The sequence below is a fragment of the Nostoc sp. CHAB 5715 genome (assembly GCF_020829685.1).
Classification (GTDB): domain Bacteria; phylum Cyanobacteriota; class Cyanobacteriia; order Cyanobacteriales; family Nostocaceae; genus Nostoc.
In genome coordinates, this window is the sequence record NZ_JAIVFR010000460.1 from 1 (window position 1) to 5,744 (window position 5,744).

The 5,744-nt window shown below is 45.1% G+C and carries 3 protein-coding genes and 1 pseudogene; 1 reads left to right on the forward strand and 3 read right to left on the reverse strand.

Going from position 1 to position 5,744, the window contains the following annotated elements; genetic code table 11:
- The 3 genes and pseudogenes from LC574_RS39170 to LC574_RS39180 all read right to left on the reverse strand — a co-directional run.
- A pseudogene (locus LC574_RS39170) lies at nucleotides 1–1,251 on the reverse strand (Hsp70 family protein); the annotation flags it as partial.
- A gap of 102 nt (nucleotides 1,252–1,353) precedes the next feature.
- Entirely contained in the window at nucleotides 1,354–3,144 is a 1,791-nt protein-coding gene (locus LC574_RS39175) for a family 43 glycosylhydrolase (protein WP_229455907.1), read from the reverse strand.
- 140 nt (nucleotides 3,145–3,284) lie between these two features.
- Complete coding sequence (locus tag LC574_RS39180; protein ID WP_229455909.1) at nucleotides 3,285–4,322, reverse strand: DMT family transporter; 1,038 nt, start codon at nucleotides 4,320–4,322, stop codon at nucleotides 3,285–3,287.
- Nucleotides 4,323–4,424: 102 nt separating this feature from the next.
- Between LC574_RS39180 and LC574_RS39185 the strand changes: the two genes are divergently transcribed.
- On the forward strand, nucleotides 4,425–5,744 hold a 1,320-nt coding region (locus LC574_RS39185; RefSeq protein WP_229455911.1), incomplete at its 3' end, for an acyl-CoA dehydrogenase family protein.

The window sequence follows — 5,744 nt, forward strand, 5'->3', positions numbered from 1 at the left end:
GATTGTACCAAACAAGTCGTCATCTTCATCTTCAGCATAAGTTTCCCTGACTTCCCGATTTAGCTCATAGAGAGCATCTTGCAAATCGGCGTAGGCTTGGTCAATACCGCGATCGCTATTTTCCTTAAGACTCTCTTTTAAGTCTCGGCAAATATTATCAATTCTTTGGCGGCGGTTTCGGGCAAACTGCATACCAAATTCTAGTGCTACTTCTCTAAGCTGTCGTTCTGCTTGGAAAATCAACGCCTCAGAACGAGTCCGCTTTTCTACCCGTTCTTTACGTTCGCGATCAACATCGGCGTATTTCTGAGCGTCTTGAATCATCCGATTCACTTCCGACTCATTCAAGGTGGAAGCGCCTTGAATGGTGATACTCTGCTCTCGCCCAGTGGTTCTATCTAGGGCTGTTACCTGTAAAATACCGTTAGCATCAATATCAAATGACACCTGAACTTGAGGAATTCCTCGTGGTGCTGGTGGAATGCCATACAGCTTGAAACGTCCTAAAGACTTGTTGTTTGCTGCCATATCCCGTTCGCCCTGGACTACGTGAATTTCCACAGTATTCTGGTTATTTTCGGACGTGGAAAAAATATCAGAACGACGGACTGGGATGGTAGTATTGCGGGGAATGAGTTTTTTCATTACGCCGCCGATGGTTTCCAATCCTAAAGATAACGGTGTGACATCCAAAAGCAGCACATCTTTGAGTTCGCCTGCGAGAATGCCTGCTTGAATTGCTGCACCCACTCCCACGACTTCATCAGGGTTGACGTTTTCGTTAGGTTCTGTACCAATCAAGTCCCGCACTAGCTGCTTCACCATTGGCATCCGTGTAGAACCACCAACTAACACCACTTCTTCAATGTCTCTGGGTGAGAGTCCGGCATCTTTGAGGGCGCGTTTCACTGGTGTCCGCAATCGCCCCACCAAATCACCACACAAACCTTCAAACTGGGAACGTGTTAGACGAGTTTCCAGATGTTTGGGGCCTTCCTGATCGGCAGCAATAAAAGGTAAGTTAATTTCGGTGATGCTGACAGAGGAAAGTTCAATTTTTGCCTTTTCCGCAGCTTCCATCAGACGTTGTAAAGATTGTCTCTCGCGTCTTAAATCTACCCCTTCGGCTTCCAGAAATTGCTCTGCTAGCCAATCTACTATTACTTTGTCAAAATCGTTACCACCAAGTTGCGTATCTCCACTGGTAGCCTTGACTTCAAATATCCCATCGCCTACTTCTAAAATCGACATCATTTACTGATTTTTCAAATCCGGCTGCAAAATTACGAAGGTTTCAAAAAAGAACCACGATTAATTCCTTTTTTTCGCAAAATTCATCAAAAACAATACTTTTCAGATAGCCCCGGCAACCCCCGTGGGCTTGCTCACGCCATTTTCGTTAAATGCCTCAATCGCAAAGTAATATTTAACCCCAAGATTCAGTGCCCTGACCTCTTTTTCATTCGGCTCATCACCCCAGATCTGGTAGGTCTGATACAGTTTGTCAGGTGCCACACCCCAAAGGATGTTGTAGCCGGTAGCCCCCTCCACCTTATCCCATTTGATAAAGGCATTTCTTTCATCCTTATCCCTCACGGCTTTCAGGTTCTGAGGGGTGGCCGGTGCAAGCCCGCCACCATTTCCGAAAATACGGATATCACTCACTGCCAGGTTTGGCATTGGCACATGTATGTTTTCGAATTTGATGTATCTGAAATTGACAGGCTTCGGCAATTCAATGTAAGCATTCGGACGGTCACGTTTCTCATTGGTATTGTCTGCAATTTTTACCCAGGTTTTCTGATCATTGGATCCGTAAATCCTGAACTGGATATAAACCTTAGGCTGGTTGCTGTCATAGATGTCTGATTTATAATCGGTGTAATTGATCTGGAGGGCATTGATCGTGCATTTCTTTTCCAGATCGATACTCAGCCACTCGCCGCTTTTATTGCTTCCGGCTACCCAGAATGTCCTCGGGTTTTCGTCTGTGGTCAGGCCGGATTCAAATTTACTTTCTTTCTGAGAAGAGGATTTTGTTGGTTTTTTATAAGACAACAACATCCAACCTGTAAACAACTCATCTTTGTCTGTCCATTTCTTCGTTGGAAGTCGGTGAGGAAAATCGGCGAAGCGGCTGTTGCCGAACATCTGGCCATCTTTATCAAAACCGGCGGGAATCATATCGATTCTTCTTTCAAAATTCCAGTTGACTGCTATCCAGGGAGTGCCCATGTTCCAGTAGTTACCGTAGTTATCCTTAAAAGTGCACCCATGGCCCATTCCCTGCATAAAGCCTCCGGGTTTGTAAGCAATCGGGTTATAGGATGCATAAGTAAACGGCCCCAGGGGGTTGTCCCCGACATAGGTTCCGTTGGCATATACATTATACTCTGTGCCGGGGGCTCCGTACTGCAGATAATATTTCCCATTGTGTTTGGTCATCCACGCTCCTTCCGTAAAGGGCGTGATTTCAGACCTGTGGTCTTGCCCGAACCTCTCCCAGCCATGGTTTTTGGGATCAAGGTAAATCAGGGGTTTATAATCTGATTTATAGGTCAGCTTTTTGTTCTTGTCCAGCTGAGCTCCGAATAAAGGATAGGTATTGGACGAGCCCCAGTACATATACCATTCTTTCAGCTCTTCGTCATAAAACAAGGCCGGGTCCCACGGACCGATATCTTTAGGCAATTGCGGCAGCCATCGGTTATAAAAATGCAGTTTGCCGTTTTCAGGAGTAGTGGTATAAAAGATCGGTCTTTGCTGAAAAGTCGACTGAAACAGAAAAAGCGTATCGTCTTTTGACCAGGCGGCCGGGGCACACATGTCTTCCATCGGCCAGCGGCTCGGGGTAATGTATCTCCAGTCTGACAAATCTTTCGAATGCCAGTACCCTCCCTGGATGGTATGAAACAAATAATATTCCCCTTTATGATTCACGATCACGGGGTCAGCTCCGGACCGGTAAGAAATCTTGTCGTTGACCTGCTCCCAGTTATATTGGTAATTAATGTCCATGGGATTACAATACGTTTTGTTCTTGTGGCCATTGGGAGCCGGGATGTTAAGTTGTGGAGATTGAGCAAATCCGCTCATTGAAATCGCAAAGGCAATACAAAACAGGATGGTTCTTTTCATGATCATTGTGATTAAAATATTCCCGTCAAAAATAGGAAAAATTCTGTAATTTCTCAGAATCGTCACAATGAGAAGTGTGTTTATAAATCCTGTGGCTTTATTTCATCAACGGCTCCATTTTCCATACTCCTTGTTCCTGTCTCCCATCACCCTTCCTTCACCTTACTACCCGAATACGCGATGACCACCCCGCAAAAAATGATGAGGGCAATGCCCATAAAACTAGTCAGGTGAGGAATGGCGTCGCCCAAAAGCACCCCGAAAAAGACCGAAAAGACAATATTGCTGTAGCCCATCGCCGAAACCGGCCCTACTTTTCCATAGGTGAAAGCCTTGGTCAGATAGATTTGTCCGATCAGGGCTGAAATGCTGAGGGCCCATATCCAGACCCATTGTATCCCGTCAGGCATCGTGAATTTCCCGACCAGGAATCCCAGGTAATCAGATTCAATATAATACCCGGCCATCAAGGAGAAAACCGGCAACAGAATGCCCGACAACATAAAAGAAAGAACAATAGACCGAGAATCGTAGATTTTACTCAGTCCTTTGATGCTGAGATAGGCGAGTGCCGTTAATACCGCATTCAGAAGGCCGATGCTATGGTTTTTTAGTGAAAAGATATCAATTGAAATCTGTGGCAGAAAAATAAGGCATATCCCTGCAAAGCCGATGATCACAGCTATCCATTCCTTGGGTTTCATTTTTTCCTTAAGATACACCGCCGAAAAGACTGCCAGGAAAACCGGGTAAGATTGCTGGTAAGTGATGGCCACTCCAAGCCCGATTTTGGTGATGCTGTAAAAGAAAGTATAAAGGGCAAGCGTCCCGGTAATCCCCCTGAAAATCAGCAAAAAAGGCTTTCCCCCGATCTGGACCAGCGGCCGTTGGTTAACCGAATAAAAGATGAAAATCACACCGATGCAATTCCTGAAAAACACCAGTTCCACAGAGCTGATGTCTTTTCCCAAAACCCTGGTGCAGGCCCCGGAAACAGAAAAACAAAATGCGGCAATGACCATGTAAACAATGCCTTCTGAACCCTTGTCTATTTTCAATTCTTTCTGATTAACAGCCGTAAAATTAAAGGATTCAGCATCATTTTCTTCCGGTTTTTTTATAATTATTAATGCCGTTAGCATCAGATATTTCAAATTTAAAGCCCTTTCAGTCAGTTCAGTCAAAAAAAATGTATTGGTATGCTTGCATAACAATTTTTTATTTCCTTATTTTGTGATGGTATGCTTGCATACTATTTATCCGAACTTATTAAATACCTTAAGATAATGTCAGCAACAGCAGAAAAAACTTCATTGAATGGTGGCGAATTTTTGATCCGCGAAACAGAAGCACACCAGGTTTTTATTCCGGAAGAATTTTCGGAAGAACAACAAATGATTGCAGATACTTGCAGGGATTTTTTGAAAACAGAGATTCATCCCCGCCTGGAAGAAATTGACAAAGCCAAATCTCCCGATCTGATGTCTTCATTGATGGACAAAGCCGGAGAACTGGGTTTATTAGGTACGGCTGTTCCTGAAGAATACGGTGGGTTCGGAATGAATTTTAATACCTCTATGCTCGTAGCAGAGGTATTGGGTGCAGGACACTCCTTTTCTGTGGCTCAATCAGCCCACACCGGGATCGGCACCTTACCTATCTTATATTACGGTAACGAAGAACAAAAAAACAAATACCTGCCCAACCTGGCCTCAGGTGCCTGGAAAGCGGCTTACTGCTTAACAGAACCGGATTCAGGATCAGATGCGAACTCAGGCAAAACCAAAGCTGAGTTAAGTGCAGACGGCAAGACCTATAAAATCAACGGACAGAAAATGTGGATCACCAACGGTGGTTTTGCAGATATTTTTATCGTATTCGCCAAAATCGAAGACGACAAAAACCTGACCGCATTCATCATCGAAAAATCGTTCGGTGGCATTACCATGAACGAGCCTGAGCAAAAACTGGGTATCAAAGGTTCTGACACCCGCCAGGTTTTCTTCAATGACTGTGTTGTTCCGGTTGAAAACATGTTGTCGGCCAGAGGAAACGGTTTCAAAATCGCGGTTAACATCCTTAACATCGGTCGTATCAAACTGGCCTCCGCAGCAGTGGGTGGATCAAAAGGGGTATTGAACCAGGCGATTAACTACGCCAACGAACGCAAACAATTCGGCATCTCGATCGGAAGATTCGGAGCCATCAAACATAAACTGGCCCAGATGGCCACTAAAATCTGGGTTTGTGAATCTGCCAATTACAGGGCCGGACAAAACATAGACGACCTGATAGACACCCTGAAAGGCGAAGGCCTGACAGACGCCGAAGCCAAGTTAAAAGCCCTGGAACAATTTGCCATCGAATGTGCCATCATGAAAGTGTATGGTTCTGAGGTGCTTGACCTGGTAGCTGATGAAGGTGTTCAGATCTATGGCGGTATGGGCTACTCAGCCGATGCTCCGATGGAAAGAGCTTACAGGGATTCGAGAATCAACAGGATCTTTGAAGGAACCAACGAGATCAACAGGATGCTTGTACTGGACATGTATCTGAAAAGAGCCATGAAAGGCGAGCTTGACCTGATGGGTCCTGCAACAGCCGTA

Bases quoted from the DNA above. Each gene is read 5' to 3' on its own strand.
- LC574_RS39175 (WP_229455907.1), bottom strand. From the start codon at position 3,144: ATGATCATGAAAAGAACCATCCTGTTTTGTATTGCCTTTGCGATTTCA.